Origin of the sequence: Kaistia dalseonensis (assembly GCF_030814715.1) — a bacterium.
Lineage (GTDB): Bacteria > Pseudomonadota > Alphaproteobacteria > Rhizobiales > Kaistiaceae > Kaistia > Kaistia dalseonensis.
The window spans coordinates 111,356-136,076 of record NZ_JAUSVO010000003.1 but is presented as its reverse complement, the minus strand read 5'-3'; the positions used below and the strand labels follow the sequence as shown (position 1 = coordinate 136,076).

Below are 24,721 nucleotides of genomic sequence, written 5' to 3'. Positions count from 1 at the left end.
CCGTTCGTCCTTACTTGCCGACGGCGTCCGGATTGTCGAGGCTGTCGGAGCCTTCGACCTCGATCTTCAGGCCGAGCGCCGTGACGACGCCTTCGACGGCGCGGGTCTGGACGACGAGCCCGTCGATCGCATCCTGCACGATCTGGTTGCCCTTGGGATTGTCGGGGCCGATCATCTGGTCATAGGCCTCGCCGGCATCCGACGTGTCCTTCAGCACCTGCATCTTGGCCGTGGTATTGGCGAGCGCGTCGGTGACGCGCTTGGCCGCCGCCGGATCCTTGGCAGCCGCATAGGCCTCGAGGCTCGGCCCCTCGATCACGGTGCCGTCGGCGCGGGTATATTTCGCCTGCCAGATCGAGACCATTCCGGCCTGATCGTAATAATGGCTGTTGGCGGTGTTGTCGGAGAAGCAGTCATGCTCCTCTTCCGGATCGTGAAGGAGCAGGCCGAGCTTCATGCGCTCGCCTGCGAGCTCGCCATAGGAAAGCGAACCGAGGCCGGTCAGGATCGTGACGAGGCCGCCATCGGGGCCCTTCTCGGCGAGCTGCTTGCGGGCTTCGCCGTCCGCCTTCCAGTCGCCGACCATCTCGGTCAGATCCGAGATCAGCAGGGTGCTGGCCGCCTTCAGGAAGGCCGCGCGGCGATCGCAATTGCCGTTGGTGCAGTTCTTGGTGTCGTAGTCCGTTGCCGGGCGGTTTCCAGCGCCCGGGCCGGTGCCGTTCAGGTCCTGGCCCCAGAGCAGGAACTCGATCGCGTGATAGCCGGTGGCGACATTGGCCTCGACATCTCCGGCCTCCTGCAGCTTGTGCAGCAGCTCGGCGTTGATCACGGTCGCATCGACCTTGTCCGGACCGATCTGCAATTCCTTGTTGGCGATGACGTTCGCCGTGTAGAGCGGGTTGGCGTCCGAGCTGTTGCCATAGCTCTTGGTGTCGACATAGTCGATCAGGCCTTCGTCGAGCGGCCAGGCGTTCACGCGGCCTTCCCAATCATCGACGATCGCATTGCCGAAGCGATAGCCCTCGGTCTCCATATAAGCGGGGCGCGACGCCTTCCAGGCTGCACGGGCGGCGGCGAGCGTCGTATCGTTCGGCGTCGCGATCAGCGCGTCGATCGCCTTGTCGAGCGCCACGGCACCGGAAAGCGCATCCGCATATTTCGCCTCGGCGATATCGGCATAGGTCTTCAGGACGGCCTCTGCCGTCGGCGCATCGGCGGCGAAGGCCGGCGCGGCGGCGGCTATGGCGAGCGTCGCGGACGCCGCGAGGAGGAACTTCCTGATGTTCATGGTTGTCTCCGTGGAACGAGGCCCGGCAAAAGGCTTCAATGAAACTGCTGGCGTCCCGGCCATTCCGCGACATCGCGGATGACGGCGTCGGGCACGGGAATGAGTATCAGGCCGGTTTCGGCCAGGGCGTGGGCGAAAGCCTGGGCCGCGCGCATGGTGGCGTCGCGTGCTTCCGGCCGGACGAACGCGTTGACCGCGGTGGAAAGGCTCTTGGCGTCGCCCGATTGCGAGGCCGCGATCATGGCGACGGCGACGCACTCATCCCGGCAGAGGCGGGGGCATTCATAGGGTGACAGATCGGCGGGGTGATCCATGCCGGCGCGCAACGCATCGACCCATTGCACCAGCTCGCCCAGCATGCGGTGGCCTTCGATCAGTCCAAATTCTTCGGTGAAGAGATTGGCGGCCATCTCCCAGCACGCGACCGAGCCGCGGTCGCACCCCTGCATCCAGCGGCGGAAACCTTCAACAACGAGGCGCTCGGGCAGGCGATCGAGATAGCGGCACATCATGCCGCAAGGCAGGCGTGTTGCCATCAGTCAAGCCTCCCGCGGGCTGTGCGCACCGGTCCGGCGGATGGCCGACCAGACGGTTGAATGGGGCTGACGCCTTGATCTCGCAGCCGGCTCGGCACCGGCGCGCACCTCAACGCGTCATGGAATGAGGCACCATTGTTCCTGTTGTTCGGGCGAGTCAAGAAACGACTAAGAGATTGAAATTATTCTAATTCCAACATTGGAGCTCGATTTCGGCCCATCCGCTCGGAGGAAGCGGCAGCGCGGATGCTGCCGGAGCGTGCGGCCATTTCACCGCATCGATCCGCTTGCATTGTCTGAAATGATATAACATAACATTTCGCATCGAGGCACGAGGCGAGCAGCAGCATGGCGGCAGTGGATCTGGACCCGATCGGACGCGACGGCAATTCGGCCGCCGTCGGGACGGTCGCGCTCACGAAGGATGGAGCCCATGGGCATCATCATGAGGGGCATGGCCATCACGACGAAGCGCGTGCGCGGCCAGTGCGTGTCGCGGCGAAGCCTTCGGCGAAGCAGGCGCGGCCCTCGCTTTTCCTCGCCTCGGCGCTGGATCGGCTGCTGGTCGCGGTCGTGCTGAGCGGTCTGCTCTGGATCGCCGTCTTCTGGGCGACTGCGTGAGGCTTTGATGTTGCGTTCCCAGGCTCCATCCATTCAGTGCACCGACGTGACGTTGTCCTATCGCCGCCATCCGGCGGTGCATCATCTCTCCGGCGTCTTCGCGCCGGGTTCGTTCACGGCCCTGGTCGGGCCGAATGGCGCCGGCAAGTCGACGCTGCTGAAAGGCATGGTCGGCCTGATCAAGCCCGATAGCGGACGGATCCAGATCCAGGGCGCGGGGCGGAATGAAATTGCCTACCTGCCGCAGCAGAGCGCGCTCGACCGCAGCTTTCCCATGCGCGTCATCGATCTCGCCGCGATGGGCCTCTGGCGCAAGACCGGCCCGTTCCGGCGTATCGGCAAGGCGGAACTGGCCGAAGTCGAGGCCGCGATCGCGGCGGTCGGCCTGTCGGGCTTCGAGGATCGCAATGTCGGGACGCTGTCGGGCGGCCAGTTCCAGCGTGTCCTGTTCGCGCGCCTGCTGCTGCAGAATGCGCGGCTGATCCTGCTCGACGAGCCGTTCACCGCGATCGACGATCGCACGACCGAGGAATTGCTGGCTCTGATCTGCCGCTGGCATCAGGAGGGGCGGACCGTGATCGCCGTCCTGCATGATTTCGACGTCGTTCGCGAAAATATCCCCGAGACCTTGCTGATCGCGCGCGAGCCGGTTGCATGGGGTGCCACGTCGGCCGTGCTGACCGATGCCAATCTCGCCCGCGCCCGGCGCCTCCAGGAGGCGTTCGACGACGATGCCGAACTCTGCGAGAGGCCGGCGGCATGACCGCATATGATCTTCTCGTCGGCCCGTTCGTCGAATTCGGTTTCATGCGGCGGGCGCTGATCGGCTGTGTCGCGCTGTCGCTTTCGGGCGGTCCGATCGGCGTGTTCCTGGTTCTGCGTCGCATGAGCCTGATGGGCGACGTCATGGCGCATGCGATCCTGCCGGGGGCGGCGATCGGCTTTCTCCTGTCGGGCTTCTCGCTCTTCGCCATGACCCTTGGCGGCGTGGTCGCCGGTCTGGCCGTGGCGCTGGGAGCCGGCGCGATCGCCCGCAGCACGCCGCTGCGCGAGGATGCGAGTTTCGCGGCTTTCTATCTGGTCTCGCTCGGGCTCGGCGTCCTGATCGTGTCGCTGAAAGGGTCGAATATCGACCTTCTGCATGTGCTCTTCGGCAATGTCCTCGCGCTCGATGATCCCGCGCTCTACCTGATCGCCGGCATCGCGACGGTTACGCTGCTGACCCTCGCGCTGATCTATCGGCTGCTCGTCGCGGAATGCTTCGATCCCGGCTTCCTGCAGAGCGTCGGCGGCGCTGGCGGCCTCGTGCATTTCCTGTTCCTCGCGCTGGTCGTGCTCAACCTCGTCGGCGGCTTCAATGCGCTGGGCACCCTGATGGTCGTCGGCCTGATCATCCTGCCCGCGGCTTCGGCGCAGTTCTGGAGCGAGACGGTTGCCGGACGGATCATGGCGGCGGTGGCGATCGGCATGGTGTCGTCGCTCATCGGGCTGCTCGTGTCGTTCCACACCCAGGTTCCGACCTCGCCCGCCATCATCCTGGCGGCTGGCGTCATCCATGCCGGCTCGATCCTGGTCGGGCGCCATGGAAGCTTTCTGAGACAGATGCTGCGCACGCGGCATTTGAGGGGCTGATCGTCCAACTCTGCATCAAGGGAATGAACTCATGACTGCATCGCGTATTCTCATGGCGGCTGTTCTCGCCGCGGGGCTTGCGAGCCCGGCGTTCGCCGCCGACAAGCTGAAGGTCGTGGCGAGCTTCTCGGTCCTCGGCGACCTCGCGCAGGAGGTCGGCGGCGACCATGTCCAGGTCGTGACGCTGGTCGGTCCCAATGGCGACGCGCATATGTTCGAGCCGAGCCCGACCGACGCCAAGGCGCTCGGCAGTGCGGCTGTTCTCGTCGAGAACGGCCTCGGTCTCGAGCACTGGCTCGAGCGGCTGGTCAGCGTCTCCGGCTTCAAGGGCGAGACGGTCGTCGCCACCAAGGGCGTGAAGCCCCGCGTCTGGACGGGCGATGCCGACGAGGCGGCCGAGCTCGCGCATGACGCTTCCGGCAAGGCGCTCGATCCACATGCCTGGCAGGATCCGAAGAACGGCATCCTCTATGTAAAGAACATCGTCGCCGGCCTCTCCACGGCCGATCCCGCGAACGCGGCCGACTATGCGAAGAACGGCGCGGCGCTCGAAGCCCAGCTCGCCGTGATCGACAAGCGCCTTGCGGCCGAATTCGGCAAGTTGCCCGAGGCCCGCAGGCGCATCGTGACGAGCCATGACGCGTTCGGCTATTTCGGCGCCGCCTATGACGTCAAGTTCATTGCACCGGAAGGGCTCAGCACGGAGAGCGATGTCTCCGCCGCGGCGATCGCCAAGATCATCCGCCAGATCAAGGACGAGAAGATCACGGCGCTCTTCGTCGAGAACATTTCCGATCCGCGCCTGCTCGACCAGATTGCGCGCGAGACCGGCGTCAAGGTCGGCGGCGAGCTCTTCTCCGATGCGCTTTCGCCCGCCGATGGTCCCGCACCGACCTATGTGAAGATGTTCGAGAACAATGAGGGCCAGTTGCTCTCGGCGATCAGCGGCAGCTGACGCACCGGGACGGCGATCCATCGATGTGAAACTGGAACCCGCCTCAGAAGGGCGGGTTCTGGTCGTTTGGGGTCTCAGTAGATCTTGGGAATGAGCCGGGCGGTTCTCTTTGCGTAGTCGCGATAGGCTAGGCCGAACGTATCCTGCATCAGCTTCTCCTCCTTCTTCACCCGGAGGAAATAGAGGATGCCGATGCCGACGAGCCCGGCGAGGCCCACGAACCAGTTCTGCAGCAACAGCGCCTGCGCCACCGCCATCAGCCAGAACGAGACATACATGGGGTGGCGGACATAGTGGTAGATGCCGCTTGTCACCAGGGCGTGCTTCTCGCGGATTTCCAGCGTCGCCGACCAGTTATGGCCGAGATCGCGATGGCTGCGGTAAAACGAGAACAGATAGGCGAGCACCGCCAGCACCCCGATCCAGGCGACGACGGGCGAGAAGGGCAGGTCCGCCCCTTTGGGAAAACCGAAGAGCGCATAGAGCGCCGGCACGATGCCGACACCGACCATGGAAAGCGCGACCAGCGATTGCTGCCGCGTGCGCTCGACCGATCCGACGATCCGATGCCGGCGCGAGCGGCGGGTATAGGGATAGCGGATCACGGCCCAGGCGATCAGACCCGCGATCCAGATGATCTCGGCGATGGACGGCGTCATGGGGTCTCCTCGACACGGATTGTTCTTGGCCGCCTGCCCTTGCCGGGCTGGCGGATCGGCTCAGATCTGCGCGTCCCGGACGGGATAGTTCGGTGTCGGGAAGCAGACCGACAGGCGTTCGGGGCCGCAGCAGATCATGAAGAAATCATAAGGATAGCGCCGCGTATTGCCCATAACGAACTGATAGTGGACGCGGAAGAGCGAGTTGCGGATGCGCCTGTAATCCTCGCTCTGCAACATGTCGCGGATCTTCACCAGGCGGATGAGCGGGAAGCGACCGGTCGTTCCCTCGCCGAGCCGCATCAGCCGCGCAGGATCGGTCTTGTAGAAGTTCACCGTATCGGTGAGGGCCTGGAACTCCGTCCAGCTCAGCGCGGGCTCTTGAGCGAGCGCGCGCAGGCGTTGCCGGAAGGGTTCGGCGGCCGGATGCAGCCCCAGTTGCAGCACGCATGAGCCGACCGAGACGATCGTGGTCGGTGGTCCCGATCGCATGGCCTCCGGATCCAGCCTGAGGGCCCGATCGACGATTTCGAGGGCGAAGACGCTGCCCTGGCTGTGCCCGAGCAGCACGATCTCGTCGAAGCCACCCGTTCGATGAATGGCGACGAGTTCGGCCGCGAAACGCTCGAGTCGCGCCTCCATGTCGGGGCGGTCGCCCCGCAAATACTGGCCCATGAAGGTTCGCGCATCGAGTAGATGGCCGGTGAACCAGCGCTCCCCCGGCCAGCGCATCAAGCCGAGAAAGACGGCGAGACCAACTGCGAGGCCGATGGGGAGAGCGCCGGGCACGGGCAGGAAATGGTGCAGCAGCTTCGCCACGATGGCGGCGATGGCGATGAACAGGGCGACGATGAAATAAGGATAGATGAAATAGAGGCCGAACCGCCACGCCGTCATGAAGTAGCGGAAGACGGTGCCCGAGACGATGAAATCGGCCAGCACGCCGAAGGAGAGCGGCAGGCGGCGCCACAATGGGCGGGCGAAATCGCTTTTGACGATATCGTCCCAGGCCAGCAGGCGGAAATCCGTCTCGGTCTGCCAATCATCCGTGCGCGTGGTGATGGCGGCCGACCAGATCGCACCATCCGCCGAGGGCCGCTCGGGTGTTGCCGAGAAATCCACGGTCCAGGTCGCACGAAATCGCTCCGCCTGTCGCCAGAGGCGGGCAAAGAAGCGCTGTGGCGTGACCGGATCATAGCCGCCGAGATAAAGCACGCAGCGCTTCATCCGGCGCGGCCTCACCGCGCCTCCGCCATCCACGGCCGCCACGTCGCGGGCCGACACGTTTTCACCGCCGCTCGATGAGCGCTGCTTCGACGGCTGCTCGCCGCGGCATTGGCGCGACCGCGCCATAGCCTTCGGTGGCGAGGCCTGCGGCGGCATTGGCGTAGCGCGCCGCGGCGAAGGGATCTCCCTCGCGCAGATATTCGCACAGGAACGCACCATCGAACGTGTCGCCGGCACCTGTCGCATCGACGGGCTTCACCGGTATGGCGGCGATGCGGGCGCGGTTCGTGGGCGTCGCGACAAGCGCGCCTTCACCGCCCAGGGTGACGATGACGATCTTCGGCCCGAGGCCGAGATAGAAATCGGCGATACGATCGGGATCGGTGTGGCCGCAGAGTTCCTTGGCATCGTCGGAGCTGGTCTTCAATATGTCCGAGAGGCCGGCCGCGGCGTGAATGACGGCGCGGGCACGATCAATCGGCCAGAGGCGAAGCCGCAGATTGGTATCGTAGGAAACGAGCGTGCCAGCGCCGCGCGCGGCGTGGATCGCGGCAAAGACGAGGTCGGCAGCGGGAGAGCTGATCGCCTGGCTGATGCCCGAGGTGTGGAGCACGCGCGCGCCACGAACATAGGCGGCCGGCAGTTCCTCCGGCGTCATCCGGCTCGCGGCCGATCCGGCGCGCCTGTAGGAAAAGACATGGCCATCCGGGCCGTGCGTGACGAAATAAATCCCCGTCGGGGCGCCCGGATCGCGCTTCACCGCGCTGGCGTCGACGCCTTCGGCAGCCCAGAGATTGAAGAAGGACTGGCCGAAATTGTCGGTCCCGAGCGCCGACACGATGCCGACCGAAGCACCCTGGCGCGCGGCGGCGATGGCGCAGTTCGAAGCGTCTCCCCCATGGCCCGGCCGAAACGGCGCATCGTCCTCCGACTGGTTGAGCTCGAACAGCGGTTCGCCAAGGCAGACGATGTCGGGGCTCTTCACTGAATCACTCATCCGTTTCCTCCAGACGCGACGGCGCCTTTCATGGCCGCTCGCGTCTGACGGTGCAAGAGGGCGCTGCCGGATAAGGCAGCACCCCCGATGCTTCAGAGCGTCCCGTTGATCGCATTGCGGAAGAGTACGTCGTAGTCCTTTGCCGTCACCGGCACGGGATTGCCGCCGGTCGAAGGATCGAGCTCGGCCATCCGTGCCGCCTCGGGCAGGACGCTCTCGTCGACGCCGATCTCCTTCAGCGTGTGCGGGATGCCGAGCTCGCTCCGCAGGGCCAGGACCCAGTCGATCACGCTCGTCGCATTCTGGCCGGGCAGGTCGAGATAGCGGGCGAGCGCCGCCAGCTTGTCCTCGATCACCGGCAGGTTGAACTTGAGCACATAGGGCATCACGACAGCGTTGGTGAGGCCGTGATGGGTCCCGCGCAGGCTGGAGCTCGGATGGCTCATCGCATGCATCGCGCCGAGGCCCTTCTGGAAGGCGACGGCGCCCATCGAAGAGGCGATCAGCATGTAGGAGCGCGCCTCGAGATTATGCCCATCCCGGAAGGCTATCGGCAGCCAGTCCTTGACCAGCCGCATGCCTTCGAGCGCAATGCCTGCCGAGAGCGGATGGAAGAATGGGCTCGACCACGCCTCGAGCGAATGGGAGAGCGCATCCATGCCCGTCCAGGCCGTGATCTTGGCCGGCAGATCGAGCGTCAGCTCGGGATCCTCGATCACGATCTTCGGCTGCATCAGCGGATGGAAGATGATCTTCTTGGTGTGATCGGCCGGGTCGGTGATGACCGTGGCGCGCCCGACCTCGGAGCCTGTGCCGGCGGTCGTCGGCACGGCGACGACCGGCGCGATCGCGGTCGCATCGGCACGCGTCCACCAGTCGGCGCGATCCTCGAAATCCCAGACCGGGCGGGTCTGGCCGGCCATGAAGGCGATCGTCTTGCCTATATCCATCGCCGAGCCACCGCCAAAGGCGATGACACCGTCATGCTCGCCCGACTTATAGGAGATCAGCCCGTCATCGAGATTGCGCAGCGTCGGATTGCCGTCGACCTGCGAGAACACGGTGTAGCGGATCTTGGCCTCGTCGAGGATCGCGAGCGCCTTGCGGACGATCGGAAGATTGGCGAGGCCAGGATCGGTGACGAAAAGCGGCTTCCTGATACCGGCCGCAGCAAGCGCGGCCGGCAGTTCCACGATGCGCCCCGCGCCGAAGCGTATGGCGGTCGGATAGGACCAGTTCGCGGTGAGCGAGGCGTAACGGTCGAGCATGTCGTGTCCTTGGTGGTCTCGGTCGGTTTGTTCGTCGGGAGCAGCCGCTCAGGAGGTCTTGGTTCTGAGGTGGAAGCTCTTCGGTCGGGTCAGGTGTTCATAGCCGACGCGCGAGAGCGTGGCGCCGCGGCCGGTCTGCTTGACGCCGACCCAGGGGAGGGCGGGATCGAGGAAGTCGCAGCGGTTCATGTAGATGGTGCCGGTCTCGATCTTGTCGCCGATCGCCTCGGCGGCCTCGACATCCTCGGTCCAGATCGCGGCGGTCAGGCCGAAATCGGAATCGTTCATGAGGCGGATCGCCTCCTCGTCCGACTTCACCTTCATGATGCCGAAGGCCGGTCCGAAGGTCTCTTCCGTCATGAAGCGCATGGAATGATCAACATCGACCAGAACCTGCGGCGCAAGATAGGCGGTGCCGACCTTCGCCTCGGGGAAGTTCTTCGGATCGATTAGGCCCTTCGCGCCAGCCCGAAGAGCTTCGTCGACCTGGGCACGGATGAAATCGGCGGCGGAGGCGCGCACGACCGGACCCAGCGTCGTCGCCTGATCCGTCGGGCTGCCGAGCTTGTAGGCGTTGACGGTCGCGACGACGCCCTCGACGAAGGCGTCATAGACGGCTTCGTGGACATAGACGCGCTCCATGGCGCAGCAGGACTGCCCGGAATTGAAGAAACCGCCATCGACGATGTTCTCGATCGCGAAGGGCAGGTTCACATCGGGGCGCACATAGGCCGGGTCCTTGCCACCAAGCTCGAGGCAGGTCGCGGGGAAGTTCGTCGCGCCGGCGACCGAGGCCATGATGTGGCGGCCGCCGGAGGTCGAGCCGGTGAAGCCGACCTGGTCGACGAGGCCCGAGCGAATGACCTTGTCGGTCACTTCATGCGACATGTTCACGAACTGGAACACATCCTGCCAGAGGCCCGCCTTGGCGAAGGCCGAGGCGAAATGCTCCGCGACGAGCGCCGTCTGGCTCGAATGCTTCATAACCACGGTATTGCCGGCGAGGATCGCCGGCAGCACGGCATTCAGCGCCGTCATATAGGGGAAGTTCCAGGCCGGCAGGTTCAGGCAGACGCCGAGGGGCTCGCGGCGGATATAGCGCTTGAAGCCTTCCTTCGGGCCGACATCGATATCGGCCAGCGTCGCCGGCGCAATCTCGATCATGTAGCGGGCGCGCTCCTCGAAGCCGCGCATCTCGCCATGGCCGTAGCGGATCGGCCGCCCCATCTGCCAGGCGAGCAGTTCCGCAACCTTGTCCTTCTCGGCGACCATGGCGTCGACAAAGGCGGTGGCGATTGTCTGCCGCTCGGCCATGGTCGACGAGCGCCAGGCGCGTTGGGCGGCCTTGGCGCGTTCCAGGGCGGCGAGCACTTCGGCTTCGGTCGCCAGCGGGCGCTCTGCATAGAGCGAGCCGTCGACCGGCGTGACGATCTTCAGGACGGGCGCATTCATGGATCAGATCTCGCAGCGTTCAATGATGCGGGCCGGCGTGGTGCCGGCTCCGCCGATGGCGGTATCAATACCGTTCGAAGCCGCGCTGCAACTCCCAGTCCGTGACCCGGCGGTCATATTCGAACTGCTCCCAGCGCGCCGTATGCAGATAATGCTCGACGACGGCATCGCCGAGTCCTGCGCGCAGGACTTTCGACTTGTCGAGCGCGGTGGTGGCGTCGCGCAGCGTCTTCGGCACTTCGCGCAGCCGCTTGCCATAATAGGCGTCGCCCGCGAAGGCCGGCTCCAGCTCCAGCTTCTGGTCGATCCCGGCGAGGCCAGCGGCGAGCAGCGCCGAGAAGGCGAGATAGGGGTTCAGATCGGCGCCGCCAATGCGGCATTCGGTGCGGATCGACTTGCCTTCGCCGACGACGCGGAAGCCGGTGGTGCGGTTGTCGACGGACCAGACAGCCTTGGTCGGCGCGAAGGTGCCGACCTGGAAGCGCTTGTAGGAGTTGATATAGGGCGCGAGGAAATAGGTCATGTCCTTCGCGTAGGTGAGATGGCCGGCGAGCCACGATTTCATCGTCGCCGACATGCCGAGCGGGTCCTTCGGGTCGGAGAAGAGCGGCGTCTTGGCGCCAGCGTCCCAGAGCGAGGAGTGGATATGCGATGACGAGCCGGCGAGATCGTAGCGCCACTTCGCCATGAAGGTGACGGCGCGGTTCTGGAGATGGGCGATCTCCTTGCAGCCATTCTTCAGGATGGTGTGCTGGTCGGCCATTTCGAGGGCTTCCGCATAGCGGACATTGACCTCTTCCTGGCCGGGGCCCCATTCGCCCTTGGAATTCTCGACCGGAATGCCGGCGCCCATCAAGCCGTTGCGGATCGCGCGGAGCAGCGGCTCGTTCTTGGTCGTCTGGAGGATCTGGTAGTCCTCGATGTAGTTGCCCATGGTCTTGAGGTCGCGCCAGCGTTTCTCGCCCGCGCCTTCATAGGTCTCGTCAAAGGCATAGAATTCGAGTTCGGAGGCGAAGAAGGCCGACATCTTGCGATCGGCGAGCTTCTTCAACTGCGCCTTCAGCATGGAGCGCGGAGCATGCGGCAGGTCTTCGCCGTGATGGTCGCAGACATCGGCGAGCATCAGGGCAGTGCCCTCGAGCCAGGGAATGCGGCGCAGCGTCGACACATCGGGCTTCAGGACGAAATCGCCATAGCCCTTCTCCCAGCTCGCGGCCTGGTAGCCCGGCACCGGCTCCATGTCGATGTCGACGGTCAGCAGATAATTGCAGGCATGGGTCTCGTGCAGCGCGCTGTCGAGAAAGAACGCGCCCGTAAAGCGCTTGCCGACGAGGCGACCCTGCATGTCGGGAAACGCGACGATCACAGTATCGATCGTGCCGTCCGCGATCGCGGCCTCGAGTTGCTTGAGCGTCAGGTTTCCGGCCATGGGCGTTCTCTCTTTTCAGGGCGTTCTTCTTGTCATTGCCGGGCTTGACCAGGCCGTCCCTCCGCCCGGCTTGCGCCGCGCTGGCTGACAGAATGTGGAAAGCAAGCCCAGGACTCCGGGTCAAGCCCGGCAATGACAGAGGGGATGATGGGAACGCCGGGCAACCCTTCGGGTCGCCCGGCGCAATCAGTTTGATCAGACCTGACCGACGGCCTTTTCCGCAGCCGCGATCGCGGCCTTGCGCTTGGCGATCACGTCGCCGATCGGGGGACCCTGGAAGCGGCGGCTCTCGAAGGCGAACCAGACGATCGCGGCCAGCACCAGGAAGCCGATGGTGATGTAGAGCGCCCAGTCGTTCGGAGGCTGGATGCCGATCACGAAGATCAGGATCATGGCGACGATCGAGAGCAGCGCGAACAACGTGTAGAGGCCGCGCCCGATATTCCACGGTCCCATCGATGGCCATTTCTTGGTGCCGTAGGCGAAAAGGCCGAGGGCAATCGGAATGACGAAGGAGAAGAACAGGAAGATGACGGTGCAGGACACGACGATCGAATAGGCCGAGGCGCCGGCGATGGTGATCACCGAGGTGAACCACACGAACAGCACGGCGAGCGTCGCGCCGGTCCAGATCGCGGCGACCGGGGTGCGGAACTTCGGGCTGACCTTCGAGAGCGCCTTGGAGGCCGGCAGGCCGCCATCACGCGAGAAGGCGAAGATCATGCGCGAGACGGAGGTGACGGTCGCAAGTCCGCAGAGGAATTGCGAAACGAAGATCGCGACATAGAGGATGATCTTCACGGTCGGATTCACCTGCGAATCCATGGCCCAGAAGAAGACGTTCCAGCCCTGCTTGGCGGCGTCGTCCATGTTCGGGATCATGAGCACGAAGGCGCACAGCATGATGTAGCCGAACACGGCCGACCAGACGACCGACATGACCATGCCGCGCGGCACGGAATGCGCCGCCTTGACGGTCTCTTCCGAGGTGTGCGCCGAGGCGTCATAGCCGGTGATGGTATAGATCGGCAGCAAGAGGCCGAGCAGGAACACCCACCATTCGGAAACCTGCGGCCAGACATTGCCGCCCGCTTCGCCCGAATAGTTGGAGAAGGTGAAGAGACGCGCGAAATCGTAGCTCGGTGCCGATGCGAGGCAGACGATGGCGAGCACCAGCGCCGTCACGAAGATCAGATAGCCGGAAAAATCAGTGAGCTTGGCGGTGAGGCCGATGCCCATGTGATTGATGATCGCCTGCAGGCCGGTCAGGACGACGAGGAACAGCACGCGATTGGTGATCGTGTCTTCCCAGCCGATCATCGGCCCGAAGGCGCCGAAGAAGAAATAATACGTGCCGACATTGATGGCGCCGAGCACGGTGACGAGGCCGAGCAGGTTGAACCAGGCCGTGACCCAGCCCGTGAAGCGGTTGCCGAGGATCGAGCCCCAGTGATAGAGGCCGCCCGCCGTCGGATAGGCCGAGGCGATCTGCGCCATGGCGAGCGCGAATACGCCGGAGATCAGGCAGCCAACAGGCCAGCCGATGCCGATCGCGGCGCCGCCGGCGCCCGACGTCGCCTGGGCGAGCGAATTAATGCCGCCAGAGAGAATGCAGATGATGGAGAACGAGATCGCGAAATTCGAGAAGCGGCTCATGCGCCGCTCGAGCTCCTGCGCGTATCCCATTGAATGGAGGACGTGAATGTCCGCCTTCTTGTCGTGTTCTGTATACCCCTCGGTACTGCTCATGACTTGCTCCCGTCTGTTGCCCCGTCGCGGCGTTGCCGGCGCGGGTCCTTGCCCCTTCTGATCGGTCCGGCGAGCGCCCTGGAAAGCGCTCGCCGGTCTTCGGTCGGCCTCGGTCTTTTGCCTCGGTCCGTCCGTCGCGATGGTCCGCAGCCGGTCACCGCCTTCTTCCCCTTCGCGCATTGGCGCGTCGTCTTGTTCTGTCTCCCTGATTCAGACCCGTATCGGGCCCGGCAGGCCAACGGCGCCGGCGCTCTCCGTGAGCGCGTCGCCCAGCCGCTCGACCCATTGCGAAACGTCGCGCGCGGTCCGCAGCAGATCGTTGCGGACCTCGATCATCACATGCGGCAAGCCGCGTTCGCGCCCGTGACGGCGGATCGTGTAGTCAACATTGTCTCGCGCCGAATAAGGCTGGTCGTCGCCGACGACGAGCCCGGCTTCGCGGCTGAGAGCCGCCAGCATCGGTTCCGCAAACCGACGGTCTCCGGTCGATATGATGCCGACATGCCAGGGGCGCGAGACACCACGATAGACCGGCGTGAAAGAGTGGATCGTCACCAGCGCCGTCGGCTTGCGGGCGGCGACGCGCGCATTGAGCAGGCGATCGACCGCGGCATGGAACGGAGCCCAGATCGCCGCGATCCGGCCACGCCGTTCATCCTCGCCGAGACCCTGATTGCCGGGGATGGGCGTATCCTCAGACAACGGCGTGATCGCATCGGGCAGTTCCGGCTCCCGGTTGCAGTCGATCACGAGGCGTGAATAGCGTTGCAGCACGGCAGCGCCCCCAAAGCGCTCGGCAAGGCCGAGCGTCAGCTGCGCTGCGCCGGGGTCCCAGGCGATGTGGCGCTCGAAGGCTTCCGACGGCAGGCCGAGATCGCCCAGCGCGCGCGGGACACGGTTGGAGGCATGTTCGCAGACAAAGAAAAACGGGTCGATCGAGCCGGCGCGCCAGTCGACGGCTGGCGGCTCGTCGCTTGCCAGCAGGCTTTCGCTGTCGGCCGGATCCTGCATGCGCTATTCCCCGTCGAAGCGGCGCCGGCTTTTTAACCGGTTAAGGAGAGTCTGTGCTCGCCGATCTGAAATATACGTTACAGCAGCCAAGAAATGGGTCAATTCTGAAATGAAGGCGTCAGTTGCCTGCAGAAGCGGCAAACGGGGATGACGGGCCATGGTTTCCGATAGCGGAGCATCGATCGCGGAGCGGCTGCGGCGCGATCTCGGCCGGCTGACGCCGAACGAGAAGCGCGCCGCACAGCGCCTATTGGCCGATTTTCCCATGGCGGGTCTCGACACGGCGGCGCGCTTCGGCGAGGCGGCCGGCGTCAGTGCGCCGACGATCCTGCGCATGATCGCCAAGCTCGGCTTTTCCAGCTATGGCGCCTTCCAGGATGATTTGAAGGCCGAACTCGCCGCGCAGCGCGAGACGCCGCTGACCAAGGGCATGAAAGTCCATCCCGATGATCCGCTGGCCGGCTTCGCGCAAGCGGCGATCGCCAATCTGCGGGCGACGGCGGAAAACCTGCCGCGCAACGAATTTGCCGCCGTCGCGACGCTGCTCGCCGACCCAAGATATCGGCTGCACTTTCTGGGTGGGCGCTTCACCGACGCCATTGCCGACTACATGACGGCGCATCTGCGCGTCATCCGGCCCGATGTGCGCCGTGTCGGCGGCCAGCCGGCGGCCTGGCTGGACCAGTTGCTCGATATTGGCCGGCGCGACGTCGTCGTCCTGTTCGACATACGCCGCTATTCGGATGATCTCAGGGACTTTGCCGAGCGCGCGGCGGCACAGGGCGCGATCATCGTCCTGGTGACGGATCAGTGGCTGTCACCGATCTCGAAGGTGGCACGCCGCGTCCTGCCGGCGCATGTGGCCGTCCCCTCCGTCTGGGATTCGAACGCCGGCTTGCTGATGCTGGTCGAGGCGCTCATCGCCGCCGTGGTCGAAAGGCGCGGCGAGGAGGGGCGGCGCCGTCTCGAAGCGCTCGAAGCGATCCGGTCCCGGCCTTAGCCCGCCATCCGCCGGGGTTGAGACGCTGCCAAGAGGGTCGACGCATCGCGATCAATCGGCGCGGCGTGCAAACCGTCCGAAGCCGAGATCGTCCAGGTCTTCCAGCGTCAATGCGCTGGCCTTGCCATCCGGGCCGATCTCGAAGGTTGCCGCGGCCATCAGATCGGGCATTTCAGGTGCCGAGGGATAGATGAAGACATCCCGGTTGAAGGACTGGAGCGGATGGACGCGTTGGCCCTTCGGGCCGAGGGCGACCTGGAGCTTGCCACCCGCCTCCGTCACGATCGCCGTGCCGAAATAGTCGTTGGCATAGCGTCCGACATAGGCGGCAGCGGGCAGGGCCGGCGATGCGTTCTGTGGCGGCGTACCCAGGCGCGCCTTGGAGGCGGCGACGGCCGGCCCGAACAGGCCGTCAAACGTATCGTTCCAGATCTTGATCCAGTCTTTCTCGATCGAGCCTTCCTTGACGAGATCGAAGAAGGAATCGGCGAGGCCTTCGGGAACGCCGGTCGGGAAGGCATTGGAAAGTACGACGATCCCGAGCCCGTCATCCGGCATGATGCTGACCAGTGTCCGCGCGCCGTTGCTGAAGGCGCCGGCATGGCCCCAGACCAGGCCGTGCCGGCCAAATTCGACATTCCAGCCGAGGCCATAGAAGGATTGCGCGCCATTGGCAGGATTGACGCCGCGCGCCATCAGGGGCTGGTGCGTCTCGGCCAGCGCCGCGCTTTCGATGACCTGCTTGCCGTCGAACCGCCCATTGCCGATCTCGAGCTTCAACCATTGGACCAGATCGCGCGCGCTCGAACTGACGCCACCCGCGGGGGCCTGGGCGTCGGGGTCGCGGGTGAGCGCCGCCTGCCACTGGCCGCCGAGCCTGATATGGAGCGCGGCGCGATCGGATTGCGCCAGGAAATCGGCATAGCGCGAACTGGTCGCCTTCATGCCGAGCGGCTTGTAGAGCTTGGCCTCGGCCAGATCCTCCCAGGCCATGCCCTGCGATTTCGCAACCGCTACGGCGCCCTCGGTCAGGCCGAAATTGCTGTAGGAATAATGCGAGCGGAAGCCATCGAGCGGCACGAGGCGCAGGCGCTCCAATATGGCGGCGCGGTCATAGCCGATATCCTCGAGTTCGTTGCCGGCATTGCCGGGCAGCCCGCTTCGATGCGCGAAGAGATCGCGCACGGTCAATTCGGCGGAAGGGTAGGCAGCCGAGAGCCGAAAGGCCGGGTCGAGATCAGCGATCTTCGAATCCCACGCGACCTTGTTCTCGCTGACCACTGCGGCGACGACCGTCGCGGAAATGGGCTTCGAGAACGAGGCGAGCTGGAACACCGTGTCTGGATCGACCTTGTCGGGCTTGCCGACCTCACGGACGCCGAAGCCCTTGAGATAGACCAGCGCATCGTGGTGGACGATCGCGATGGCAAGGCCGGGCACCTGACCTTGATCGACCGCCGCTTGGGCCAGCGCTTCGAGCTTCGGCAGCGCCGCGTCGATTTCCGCCCGCGAGATGGGCTGTGCTCCGGCGAGCGCTGGCGCCAGAAACAAGGCGGCTCCGATCCCGACCGCAGCGAACGATGCTCCCGGCAGCAGCTTCATGTCCGATCCTCCCTCGGCCAATCTCCGAGGGAGCGTATCACTGGTGCCCGCGCTTGTCGTCGCAGCGCGGGCACCGGCGGGCCGGGCCTCAGGCGGAGGCGGCGATGCCGTCCAGTTGGCGGATCGCATCCTCGGGCAGGACCAGTTCGGCTGCCGCGAGGTTTTCATTGAGATGAGCCACCGACGACGTGCCCGGGATCAACAGGATGTTCGGGGCGCGCTGGAGCAGCCAGGCGAGTGCAACCTGCATCGGCGTTGCGCCGAGGCCCTCTGCGACATTCGAGAGCGTCGAGGACTGCAGGGGGCTGAAGCCGCCGAGCGGGAAGAAGGGCACATAGGCGACGCCCTCCCGAGCGAGCTGGTCGATCAGCGCGTCGTCGTGGCGATGCGCCAGATTGTACTGGTTCTGCACGCAGACGATCTCGGTGATCGACCGCCCTTGCTCGATCTGGGCCGCCGTCACATTGCTGAGACCGACATGGCGCACCAGCCCCTGCTGCTGGAGTTCGGCGAGAACCGTGAGCGGCTCTTCGATAGACCCTTCGGCCGGGCCGTGCGTGTCGAACATGACCCTGAGATTGACGACATCGAGCGCATCGAGCCCGAGATGGCGCAGATTGTCGTGCACGGCTTCGGTCAGCGCTTCCGGCGAAAAGGCCGGCAGCCAGGACTTGTCAGCCCCGCGTCGGGCGCCGATCTTCGTGACGATCACGAGGTCGTCGGAATAGGGCGCCAGCGCCTCGCTGATCAGCTTGTTGGTGATGTGCGGGCCATAGAAGTCGCTGGTATCGATATGATTGACGCCCTGGGCGACCGCCTCCCGCAGGACCGATACGGCGGCCTCGCGATCCCTCGGTGGGCCGAATACGCCGGGCCCCGCCAACTGCATGGCGCCATAGCCCATCCGTTTGACGTTCTGATCGCCGAGCGCGAATGTTCCGGATTGTTCGATATTCGGCATGTCGTTCTCCTCTGAAGCTGAGCGTGAGATAGACCTTGCCTGTCTTCACGATAACCGGGCACAATTCGAACGGGCTGTGCGGGATGTCGAACAATGAAGGCCGACCTGAGTGATCTGAACGCCTTTGTCGCAGTGGCGCGCGCAGGGGGCTTTCGCGAGGGCGCGCGTGCCAGCCGTGGCAGCGCGTCCGGCTTGAGCGAGGCGGTGCGCCGGCTCGAGACGCAGCTCGGTGTCAGGCTGCTCAATCGCACCACGCGCAGTGTTGTCCTGACCGAAGCCGGGCAAGGGCTTCTCGGCCGGCTCGGGCCGGCGCTGGCCGAGGTCGAAGCCGCCCTTGATGTCGTGAACGGCTTTCGCGATCAGCCGGCAGGTTCACTGCGTCTCAACGTGCCGGTCAGCGCGTCCAAGCTGGTCTTGCCCGCCATTGTGCCGCGCTTTCTCGCCGCCTATCCGGGCATTCGCCTGGAAGTAATGGCCGAGGACAGTTTCGTCGACGTGCTGGCGGCGGGATGTGATGCAGGGATTCGCTATGACGAGCGACTCGAGCAGGACATGATCGCCGTTCCGATCGGGCCGCGCGTGCAGCGCTTTGCGACGGCAGCGTCTCCGGCCTATCTCGACCGCCATGGCCGCCCGGAGCATCCGAGCGAATTGCTCGGTCATGCATGTCTGCGCGGACAATTCGCGAGCGGCGCGATCATGGCGTGGGAGTTCGAGCATTCAGGCGAGATCGTGCGGGTGGATCCGACCGGACCACTGCTGGTGCGGGCGGGCGCGGCGGTCGATCTCGCGGTACATGCGGCCGTCGCCGGTACGGGTATCATCTATCTCTTTGAGGACTGGCTGAGGCCTTATCTCGATAGCGGCGCGCTCGAGCCGGTGCTCGAATCCTGGTGGCCGAGCTTTTCCGGGCCGTTCCTCTATTATCCGGGCCGGCGCCTCGTGCCGGCGCCCTTGCGGGCCTTCATCGACTTTATCAAGGCTACGGCATCAAGGCTACGGCCGACCGGCCATAGCTCGACCTTGTCGGACTTTCAGTCGAGCGCCTCGCGCCAGGCCTCGATATAGGCCGAGAGATCGACATCGAGCGGCGCTATGGGCGGGCCGTCCGGAGCGCCGGGGCCGGCGCCCTCGGGGCCGTCCGCCAGCAGGGCGGCGCCCTCCGTCGTTCCCGTTGCATCGGAGCGAGCAATGACCGGACGGCCGACGATGCGCGCCAAAGCCGACAGGAACACGGCGTTCTTCGAAAGCGGGCCCTCGACGATGACAGGGCCGGCGGCGCTAGTCAGCGAAAGGCAGGTATCCGCCACCAGGGCACAATAGAGGCTCGCCGCCGCGATGCGCTCGCCCGGCGTCAACGTCTCGACATCCACCGTCCAGTGACCTTCGAGGAAGGCGTAGGGGCCGGTGCCCTGTGCGAAGGAGGGCAGGGCCATCACGCCGCGCTCGACCACGGAGGCGACGTCAGCGGCTGTCGGCTCGGCCTTGATGCCTTCGGTCAGAAGTCCGAACTCGCGGCCGGCCATGAAACGGGCTGAGGGAACGGGCCGCCCGAGCGCATCGACATTGGCGAGGCAGTCCCGCGCCGGATCGAGATTCTTCATCGAGCCGCCGACGGCGAAGACAATCAGCCAGGTGCCCGTCGAGAGTACCGCGAAGGGCGATTGCCGCCGCAGGATATGCGGCAGAAGGCTGGCATTGGAATCGTGAATGCCGGCGACCACGCGGCAGTCGAGCGGCAGGCCCGTCTTGGCCGCGAGTTCCGGGCGGATCGTGCCGGCCGTATCCCAGGGATGGACGACCTTTGGAATGAGCGCCGCCCAGCCGCGATCCTCGGCGAGGCGTGAGAATGTGCCGCCCTCCGGATTCCAGAGATCGCTATGGCAACCGAGCGAGGTCGGCTCGCTGACGCGTGCGCCGGAAAGGCGCCAGACCCAATATTGCGGATAGGGCAGGATCGATTTGGCGCGTCCGAATGCAGAGGGGAACGTTTCCTGAAGCCAGAAGAGCTGGCGGCCGATATTCAGCCCGCCCGGCAGGTCGGGTGACAGGGTCTCCCAGAACGCGCCCCTGAGCGGTCGATAGGCGTCGGCGATCGAATCCGGACCGTCATACTCATAATCGAGGATCGGCAGGACGAGGCCATCATCATTGATGATGGCGGCGCAGGCGCCATGGGTCGTCGTCGAGATGCAGCCGATCTCGGCCTCGGCGGCGAATTCCTTCAGCCCCGCGACGATCCAGTTCCAGTTCTTGTCAGTATCGAAATGCGGATAGAGGCCGTCGCGGATCACTTCATTGGCCGTGGTCCGGATGGCGATGATCGCGCGCGTCTGCGCATCGACGAGGGCCAGCTTGACGTTGGTCTTGCCGATATCGAGGACGATCGTGGCCTTGGGGCGTGACATGGTCTGCGTCATTCCATGTGGAAGACGTTTTCGAGGGGAATCGAAATCGGCTCGTTGGTGGGCTTGGTCGCCATGATGTCGGCCATATGGGCCCACCAGCGCTTCATGACCGGGTGGTTCGGCAATTCGTCCATGGCGTGATCGTCACGGCGCCAGAGCGTCGCGAACAGGGTGGACGTCTGGCGATCGAGGAAGATCGAATAGTCGGAGACGCCGGCCTCTTTCAGAAGCGCTGAAAGCTCCGGCCAGATCTCGTCGTGACGGCGCTTATATTCGGCTTCCTGCCCCGGATTAAGGAGCATCTTGAAGGCAATTTTCTGCATTTGGGTCCTGCTCAGGCGCGGCGTCGGGCGAATCTACGCCAGAGGATCGGCAGTGCGATGACGGCAATCAAGAGCGCGCCGACAAAGATCGACATTACGATGCCGGGCACGTTCAGCAGGCCGAAGCCAAAGGTGACGAGGCCCATCACGAAAGCCGCGATCACTACGCCCGGGATCGTGCCGGAGCCGCCGAGAATATTGACGCCGCCGAGCACGGCCATGGTCACGGCTTCGAGTTCCATGCCGGTCGCGATGGTCGGGCGCGTGGCGCCGAGGCGCGAGGTCAACAGGACGGACGCGATGCCGGCGGCGGTTCCCGTCATCAGGAACAGCAGGAAGCGGATCCGCTCGACCCGCACGCCGGAAAAGCGCGCCGCGACCGGGTTGTTGCCAAGGGCGAAGACGCGGCGGCCGAACGAGGTCTTGTGCAGCAGCACGCCGAGAATGACGGACAGGACGGCGAAAATCGCGAACTCGGCCGTGATCACCCACCAGACATAGCCCTGTCCGAACCAGGCGAAGCTCGACGGATATTTCGTATAGGCCTGGTCGCCGAGCACGACATAGGAAATGCCCCGGAAGAGGCTCATTGTGCCGATGGTGGCGACGATCGAGGGCACCTGGAAGCGCGTGACGAGGAAGCCGTTGAACGCGCCGCAGAGAATGCCGACGCCGAGCCCGATCACAACGATGGCGGGTGTGCCGAGGCCAGCCGCCGCCGCCGCGCCCATCGCCGTCGAGGCGAGCGCGATGATCGAGGCGACCGAGAGATCAATGTCGCCCGCGATGATCACGAAGGTCATGGCGAGCGCGACGATCGCCTTCTCCGTGAAATTATACGTCGCGTCCGACAGGCTCCACGGATCGAGGAAGTAGGGCGAGGCGAAGGCGTTGAAGATGAAGATCAGCACCGCGACGACCAGCAGCAGCGTCTCCCAGCGCTGGAAGATCCGGCGCCAGCCGAGCGACAGGCGGTCGGGGATGTTGCGGGGCGTCAGCGTCGCGTTGGGCGGCGTGGGGGCGGAGATCGTGCTCATGCGTGAACCTGCGCTTCCTTCAGGATGAGCCGGCCGACCTTGCGCTCGCTGCGGGCGTTGATCACGACCGCCACGATGATGACGGCGCCGGAAATGGCCATCTGCCAGAAGGGAGAGATATGGATGACGGGGAGGGCGTTCTTGACGATGCCGAGGAACAGGGCGCCGAGCACGCCGCCGACGACGGAGCCGATGCCGCCGGCGATCGAGATGCCGCCAATGACGCAGGCGGCGACCGTGTCGAGCTCGAAGCCCTGCGCGATCTCGACATAGGCGACCGCATAGCGCGACACCCAGAGATAGCCCGCGAGGCCCGCGATCGCGCCGCCGATCGTATACGCATAGAAGCGCGAGCGGCCGACATCGATGCCGGCATAGACCGCGGCCGTGGGATTGCCACCGGCCGCATAGAGCGAGCGGCCGAGCCGCGTCATCTTCAGGAAGACGGCGATCAGCAGGACGGTCAAGATGCCGATCCAGCCGAGCACGGGCAGGCCGAGGATGACGGTGCGCGGCACGGCCTTGAACGCATCGCTCATCTGGTGGGCGTTGATCCACGCGCCGCCCGAAAGCAGGAACACCGAGCCGCGATAGACCGACATGGTGCCGAGCGTCACGACGATCGACGGGATGCCGAGCTTCCAGATGAAGAGGCCGTTGATCGCGCCGAGCATGCCGCCGGCGATGATGGCGATCGCGATCAGCGCGGCGACGGGAATCTCGGGATAGTAGAAGTTCAGCATCGCCACGATCATGCCCGTGAGCGCGATATTGGCCGATACCGACAGATCGATGCACTTGGTCAGGATCACCAGCATCTGCGCCAGCGCGACCATGATCAGGATCGAGGAATCGTTGAAAACCTCGACGAGGTTGCCCGGCTGGACGAAGCGGGGATTGATGATCCCGATACCGACGAGCAGCAGCAGGATGACGCCGGCGAGCATGACGTCGCGGCTCTTGAGGAACTGAGCCATCATGCGGCCTCCTTCGCGGTATTGCCGGTGGCGTGGCGCACGAGTTCTTCGGCGTCGACAGCGCTGCGGTCGAACGTTCCGGCGATCCGGCCTTCGCGCATGACCACGATGCGGTCGGCCATGCCGAGGATTTCGGGCAGCTCTGACGAGACCATGATCACCGAAAGACCCTGGCTCGCGAGTTCGCTCATAAAGCCATGCACTGCCGATTTGGAACCGACGTCGATGCCCTTGGTCGGCTCGTCGAGGATGATCACCTTCGGCTCGGTTGCGAGCCATTTGCCGATCACGACCTTCTGCTGGTTGCCGCCAGAGAGCGTGCCGACGTCCTGCGACAGGTTCGACGCGCGCAGGTCGAGGCGTGCCGCGTAGTGGCGCGTGATCTCGAATTCCTTGGCGAGGTCGAGGAAGCCGTGACGCGAGATGCGGGCGAGCGAGGGCAGCGTTATGTTCTGGAAGATCGGTAGTGCCGTCACGGCGCCCTGGCGGCCACGCTCTTCCGGGACGTAAACGATGCCGGCGTCGATGGCCTGGATCGGCGTGCGCGGCTGAATGGTCTTGCCCTCGATGCGGATCGTACCGGCGGAGGGATGCGTGACGCCGAAGAGGGCCTGCATCACTTCCGAGCGGCCGGCGCCGACCAGGCCATAGAAGCCCAGGATTTCGCCCTTCCTGAGCGAGAAGGAGATGTCGGCGAATTCTGTCGGATGCGACAGCCCCTGAACTTCCAGCACCGTCCCGCCGGGCGCCACTTCGATCTTCGGAAAGATGTGCTCGACCGTGCGGCCGACCATCATCGAGATCAGCTTGTTGGTATCGGCCTCGGCAACGAGCCCGTCGCCCACCGGCTTGCCGTCGCGAAACACGGTGTAGCGATCGGCGATGCGGAAGATTTCTTCGAACTTGTGGCTGATGAAGAGGATCGCCTTGCCCTGACCCTTCAGCCGTTCGACGATCTCATAGAGATCCTCGACTTCCTTGTAGGAGAGCGCGGCGGTCGGCTCATCCATGATGACGATCTTGGTCGCCTCGACCGACAGCGCCCGCGCGATCGCGACGAGGTGCTTGCGGGCGATACCGAGATCCTTGAGGCGGGTATCGGGGTCGATGTCCGGGTCGATATTGGCCATGATGGCGCGGGTGCGAGCGCGCATCGCCGGCCAGTCGAGCAGCCCGAAACGGTTTGTCAGCTGATGGCCGACGAAGATGTTCTCCACGACCGAAAGCTCGTCGAAGAGCACGGTTTCCTGATGGATCGCCGAAACACCCGCATCCATCGCGGCTTCGGCCGTCGGAAAGAGCACGGGGGTGCCGTCGAGGACGATGGTGCCGCCATCGGGCTGGTAAACGCCGGTCAGGATCTTGACCAATGTCGACTTGCCTGCCCCGTTCTCACCGATCAGCGCGGTGACTTGTCCCGGATAGAGGGTGAGATCGACGCCTTCCAGCGCCTTCACGCCGGGAAAGCTCTTGGCGATCCCGCGCATTTCGAGAACAGGTTTGGGCGAGGCGGCGTTCATTGGTGGGGCTCAATGGTTCGCAAATGGACGATCCACCGCTCCAGGATGCGGGCTGCACCCCGGAGCGGC

The 24,721-nt window shown here is 64.9% G+C and carries 23 protein-coding genes; 6 read left to right on the top strand and 17 right to left on the bottom strand.

Annotated features, from left to right (window positions below):
• Nucleotides 1-10: 10 nt before the first annotated feature.
• Both QO014_RS11050 and QO014_RS11045 read right to left on the bottom strand, forming a co-directional pair.
• Complete coding sequence (locus QO014_RS11050; protein ID WP_266348765.1) at nucleotides 11-1,288, bottom strand: imelysin family protein; 1,278 nt, start codon at nucleotides 1,286-1,288, stop codon at nucleotides 11-13.
• Nucleotides 1,289-1,323: 35 nt separating this feature from the next.
• Nucleotides 1,324-1,824, bottom strand: coding sequence for a hypothetical protein (locus QO014_RS11045; protein ID WP_266348764.1), 501 nt, complete (start codon nucleotides 1,822-1,824; stop codon nucleotides 1,324-1,326).
• A gap of 348 nt (nucleotides 1,825-2,172) precedes the next feature.
• On the opposite strand from QO014_RS11045, the gene QO014_RS11040 reads away from it, so the two are divergent.
• Genes QO014_RS11040 through QO014_RS11025 form a run of 4 tightly spaced genes read left to right on the top strand, consistent with a single transcriptional unit; the run spans nucleotide 2,173 to nucleotide 5,032 of the window.
• Nucleotides 2,173-2,445, top strand: coding sequence for a hypothetical protein (locus QO014_RS11040; RefSeq protein ID WP_266348763.1), 273 nt, complete (start codon nucleotides 2,173-2,175; stop codon nucleotides 2,443-2,445).
• Between the two features lie 7 nt (nucleotides 2,446-2,452).
• Nucleotides 2,453-3,208 carry a zinc ABC transporter ATP-binding protein AztA gene (gene aztA / locus QO014_RS11035; protein WP_266348762.1) on the top strand — a complete coding sequence of 252 codons (756 nt, stop codon included), beginning with the start codon at nucleotides 2,453-2,455 and terminating at the stop codon, nucleotides 3,206-3,208.
• The gene (locus QO014_RS11030; RefSeq protein ID WP_266348761.1) at nucleotides 3,205-4,077 is read left to right on the top strand and encodes a metal ABC transporter permease; all 873 of its coding nucleotides are present in this window, start codon (nucleotides 3,205-3,207) and stop codon (nucleotides 4,075-4,077) included. The genes aztA and QO014_RS11030 overlap by 4 nt, the downstream gene beginning before the upstream one ends.
• Before the next feature lie 31 nt (nucleotides 4,078-4,108).
• A complete protein-coding gene (locus QO014_RS11025; RefSeq protein ID WP_266348760.1) occupies nucleotides 4,109-5,032 on the top strand; it encodes a metal ABC transporter substrate-binding protein in 924 nt (307 codons plus the stop codon).
• 74 nt (nucleotides 5,033-5,106) lie between these two features.
• Here the strand turns inward: QO014_RS11025 and QO014_RS11020 are convergent, their stop codons facing one another.
• From QO014_RS11020 to QO014_RS10985, 8 genes are all read right to left on the bottom strand, one after another.
• Nucleotides 5,107-5,691 (bottom strand): protein-S-isoprenylcysteine O-methyltransferase, encoded by a 585-nt coding sequence (locus QO014_RS11020; RefSeq protein WP_266348759.1) that lies wholly within the window; start codon nucleotides 5,689-5,691, stop codon nucleotides 5,107-5,109.
• 60 nt (nucleotides 5,692-5,751) lie between these two features.
• Nucleotides 5,752-6,975, bottom strand: coding sequence for an alpha/beta hydrolase family protein (locus QO014_RS11015; RefSeq protein ID WP_266348758.1), 1,224 nt, complete (start codon nucleotides 6,973-6,975; stop codon nucleotides 5,752-5,754).
• 4 nt (nucleotides 6,976-6,979) lie between these two features.
• A complete protein-coding gene (locus tag QO014_RS11010) occupies nucleotides 6,980-7,915 on the bottom strand; it encodes a sugar kinase (RefSeq protein ID WP_266348757.1) in 936 nt (311 codons plus the stop codon).
• 92 nt (nucleotides 7,916-8,007) lie between these two features.
• A complete protein-coding gene (locus tag QO014_RS11005) occupies nucleotides 8,008-9,183 on the bottom strand; it encodes an iron-containing alcohol dehydrogenase (protein WP_266348756.1) in 1,176 nt (391 codons plus the stop codon).
• A gap of 48 nt (nucleotides 9,184-9,231) precedes the next feature.
• Nucleotides 9,232-10,635 carry an aldehyde dehydrogenase family protein gene (locus QO014_RS11000; RefSeq protein WP_266348755.1) on the bottom strand — a complete coding sequence of 468 codons (1,404 nt, stop codon included), beginning with the start codon at nucleotides 10,633-10,635 and terminating at the stop codon, nucleotides 9,232-9,234.
• A gap of 64 nt (nucleotides 10,636-10,699) precedes the next feature.
• Nucleotides 10,700-12,064 (bottom strand): glutamine synthetase family protein, encoded by a 1,365-nt coding sequence (locus QO014_RS10995; RefSeq protein ID WP_266348754.1) that lies wholly within the window; start codon nucleotides 12,062-12,064, stop codon nucleotides 10,700-10,702.
• 195 nt (nucleotides 12,065-12,259) lie between these two features.
• On the bottom strand, nucleotides 12,260-13,813 hold the full coding sequence (locus tag QO014_RS10990; protein WP_266348753.1) for an amino acid permease: 1,554 nt from the start codon (nucleotides 13,811-13,813) through the stop codon (nucleotides 12,260-12,262).
• 210 nt (nucleotides 13,814-14,023) lie between these two features.
• Entirely contained in the window at nucleotides 14,024-14,824 is an 801-nt protein-coding gene (locus QO014_RS10985; protein ID WP_266348752.1) for an N-formylglutamate amidohydrolase, read from the bottom strand.
• A gap of 157 nt (nucleotides 14,825-14,981) precedes the next feature.
• Between QO014_RS10985 and QO014_RS10980 the strand changes: the two genes are divergently transcribed.
• Entirely contained in the window at nucleotides 14,982-15,824 is an 843-nt protein-coding gene (locus tag QO014_RS10980) for a MurR/RpiR family transcriptional regulator (RefSeq protein WP_266348751.1), read from the top strand.
• Between the two features lie 51 nt (nucleotides 15,825-15,875).
• Here the strand turns inward: QO014_RS10980 and QO014_RS10975 are convergent, their stop codons facing one another.
• Nucleotides 15,876-17,426 (bottom strand): serine hydrolase, encoded by a 1,551-nt coding sequence (locus QO014_RS10975; protein WP_266348750.1) that lies wholly within the window; start codon nucleotides 17,424-17,426, stop codon nucleotides 15,876-15,878.
• A gap of 88 nt (nucleotides 17,427-17,514) precedes the next feature.
• Nucleotides 17,515-18,387 carry an aldo/keto reductase family oxidoreductase gene (locus QO014_RS10970; protein ID WP_266348749.1) on the bottom strand — a complete coding sequence of 291 codons (873 nt, stop codon included), beginning with the start codon at nucleotides 18,385-18,387 and terminating at the stop codon, nucleotides 17,515-17,517.
• Between the two features lie 93 nt (nucleotides 18,388-18,480).
• On the opposite strand from QO014_RS10970, the gene QO014_RS10965 reads away from it, so the two are divergent.
• Nucleotides 18,481-19,455, top strand: a complete 975-nt coding sequence (locus QO014_RS10965) for a LysR family transcriptional regulator (protein ID WP_266348748.1) — start codon at nucleotides 18,481-18,483, stop codon at nucleotides 19,453-19,455.
• Here QO014_RS10965 and QO014_RS10960 read toward each other — a convergent pair.
• From QO014_RS10960 to QO014_RS10940, 5 genes are read right to left on the bottom strand one after another with little or no spacing between them, the layout of a single operon-like run.
• Complete coding sequence (locus tag QO014_RS10960) at nucleotides 19,422-20,795, bottom strand: FGGY-family carbohydrate kinase (protein WP_266348747.1); 1,374 nt, start codon at nucleotides 20,793-20,795, stop codon at nucleotides 19,422-19,424. The two genes, QO014_RS10965 and QO014_RS10960, sit on opposite strands and share 34 nt — an antisense overlap.
• An 8-nt stretch (nucleotides 20,796-20,803) precedes the next feature.
• A complete protein-coding gene (gene rhaM / locus QO014_RS10955) occupies nucleotides 20,804-21,118 on the bottom strand; it encodes an L-rhamnose mutarotase (protein WP_266348746.1) in 315 nt (104 codons plus the stop codon).
• A gap of 11 nt (nucleotides 21,119-21,129) precedes the next feature.
• Nucleotides 21,130-22,155, bottom strand: a complete 1,026-nt coding sequence (locus QO014_RS10950) for an ABC transporter permease (RefSeq protein ID WP_266348745.1) — start codon at nucleotides 22,153-22,155, stop codon at nucleotides 21,130-21,132.
• Nucleotides 22,152-23,135 carry an ABC transporter permease gene (locus QO014_RS10945; RefSeq protein WP_266348744.1) on the bottom strand — a complete coding sequence of 328 codons (984 nt, stop codon included), beginning with the start codon at nucleotides 23,133-23,135 and terminating at the stop codon, nucleotides 22,152-22,154. The genes QO014_RS10950 and QO014_RS10945 overlap by 4 nt, the downstream gene beginning before the upstream one ends.
• Nucleotides 23,132-24,652 carry a sugar ABC transporter ATP-binding protein gene (locus QO014_RS10940; protein ID WP_266348743.1) on the bottom strand — a complete coding sequence of 507 codons (1,521 nt, stop codon included), beginning with the start codon at nucleotides 24,650-24,652 and terminating at the stop codon, nucleotides 23,132-23,134. Before QO014_RS10940 ends, QO014_RS10945 begins: the two co-directional genes overlap by 4 nt.
• Nucleotides 24,653-24,721: the final 69 nt, after the last annotated feature.

Excerpts from the sequence above, each read along its gene's own strand:
- QO014_RS11020 (WP_266348759.1), bottom strand. The coding sequence starts at position 5,691 with ATGACGCCGTCCATCGCCGAGATCATCTGGATCGCGGGTCTGATCGCC.
- rhaM (WP_266348746.1), bottom strand. The coding sequence starts at position 21,118 with ATGCAGAAAATTGCCTTCAAGATGCTCCTTAATCCGGGGCAGGAAGCC.
- QO014_RS10995 (WP_266348754.1), bottom strand. The coding sequence starts at position 12,064 with ATGGCCGGAAACCTGACGCTCAAGCAACTCGAGGCCGCGATCGCGGAC.
- QO014_RS10940 (WP_266348743.1), bottom strand. The coding sequence starts at position 24,652 with ATGAACGCCGCCTCGCCCAAACCTGTTCTCGAAATGCGCGGGATCGCC.
- QO014_RS11025 (WP_266348760.1), top strand. The coding sequence starts at position 4,109 with ATGACTGCATCGCGTATTCTCATGGCGGCTGTTCTCGCCGCGGGGCTT.
- QO014_RS10960 (WP_266348747.1), bottom strand. The coding sequence starts at position 20,795 with ATGTCACGCCCCAAGGCCACGATCGTCCTCGATATCGGCAAGACCAAC.
- QO014_RS11000 (WP_266348755.1), bottom strand. The coding sequence starts at position 10,635 with ATGAATGCGCCCGTCCTGAAGATCGTCACGCCGGTCGACGGCTCGCTC.
- QO014_RS11010 (WP_266348757.1), bottom strand. The coding sequence starts at position 7,915 with ATGAGTGATTCAGTGAAGAGCCCCGACATCGTCTGCCTTGGCGAACCG.
- QO014_RS10945 (WP_266348744.1), bottom strand. The coding sequence starts at position 23,135 with ATGATGGCTCAGTTCCTCAAGAGCCGCGACGTCATGCTCGCCGGCGTC.
- QO014_RS11040 (WP_266348763.1), top strand. The coding sequence starts at position 2,173 with ATGGCGGCAGTGGATCTGGACCCGATCGGACGCGACGGCAATTCGGCC.
- aztA (WP_266348762.1), top strand. The coding sequence starts at position 2,453 with ATGTTGCGTTCCCAGGCTCCATCCATTCAGTGCACCGACGTGACGTTG.
- QO014_RS11050 (WP_266348765.1), bottom strand. The coding sequence starts at position 1,288 with ATGAACATCAGGAAGTTCCTCCTCGCGGCGTCCGCGACGCTCGCCATA.
- QO014_RS11030 (WP_266348761.1), top strand. The coding sequence starts at position 3,205 with ATGACCGCATATGATCTTCTCGTCGGCCCGTTCGTCGAATTCGGTTTC.
- QO014_RS10990 (WP_266348753.1), bottom strand. The coding sequence starts at position 13,813 with ATGAGCAGTACCGAGGGGTATACAGAACACGACAAGAAGGCGGACATT.
- QO014_RS11045 (WP_266348764.1), bottom strand. The coding sequence starts at position 1,824 with ATGGCAACACGCCTGCCTTGCGGCATGATGTGCCGCTATCTCGATCGC.
- QO014_RS10970 (WP_266348749.1), bottom strand. The coding sequence starts at position 18,387 with ATGCCGAATATCGAACAATCCGGAACATTCGCGCTCGGCGATCAGAAC.
- QO014_RS10980 (WP_266348751.1), top strand. The coding sequence starts at position 14,982 with ATGGTTTCCGATAGCGGAGCATCGATCGCGGAGCGGCTGCGGCGCGAT.
- QO014_RS10950 (WP_266348745.1), bottom strand. The coding sequence starts at position 22,155 with ATGAGCACGATCTCCGCCCCCACGCCGCCCAACGCGACGCTGACGCCC.
- QO014_RS10985 (WP_266348752.1), bottom strand. The coding sequence starts at position 14,824 with ATGCAGGATCCGGCCGACAGCGAAAGCCTGCTGGCAAGCGACGAGCCG.
- QO014_RS10975 (WP_266348750.1), bottom strand. The coding sequence starts at position 17,426 with ATGAAGCTGCTGCCGGGAGCATCGTTCGCTGCGGTCGGGATCGGAGCC.
- QO014_RS10965 (WP_266348748.1), top strand. The coding sequence starts at position 18,481 with ATGAAGGCCGACCTGAGTGATCTGAACGCCTTTGTCGCAGTGGCGCGC.
- QO014_RS11005 (WP_266348756.1), bottom strand. The coding sequence starts at position 9,183 with ATGCTCGACCGTTACGCCTCGCTCACCGCGAACTGGTCCTATCCGACC.